The organism is Paracraurococcus lichenis (genome assembly GCF_030657435.1).
GTDB lineage: Bacteria > Pseudomonadota > Alphaproteobacteria > Acetobacterales > Acetobacteraceae > Paracraurococcus > Paracraurococcus lichenis.
Window position 1 is genome coordinate 1 of sequence record NZ_JAUTWS010000556.1, and the last position, 327, is coordinate 327.

General features: G+C 63.3%; 1 protein-coding gene. It reads left to right on the top strand.

Features of this window, described 5'->3' with window-relative positions; genetic code table 11:
- Positions 1-327, top strand: a 327-nt coding sequence (locus Q7A36_RS41225) for a plasmid pRiA4b ORF-3 family protein (RefSeq protein WP_305109544.1), incomplete at its 5' end; no start/stop codon positions are given.

The following is a 327-nucleotide window of genomic DNA, read 5'->3' on the forward strand; positions in this document are numbered from 1 at the left end:
TTGAACGGCCTGACAAAGTCAGGCGTCACCCGCTTCGCCTACACCTACGACTTCGGCGACAACTGGCAACATGCCGTCGTCATCGAGAAGAGCCCGCCCGCTGTTGAGGCTCTGTCTCGTCCGGTCTGCACCACCGGGAAGCGCAGATGTCCGCCCGAGGATTGTGGCGGCCCCTGGGGCTATCGTGAGCTGCTCGACATCCTCGCCGATCCTACCCATCCGGAGCACGCCGAACGCCTTGAGTGGTTGGGCGAAGATTTTGATCCCGAGGACTTCAATCCGGCCATCGCCGACGCAATCCTGGCAGCCCGCTTCGGCCACGCCTGA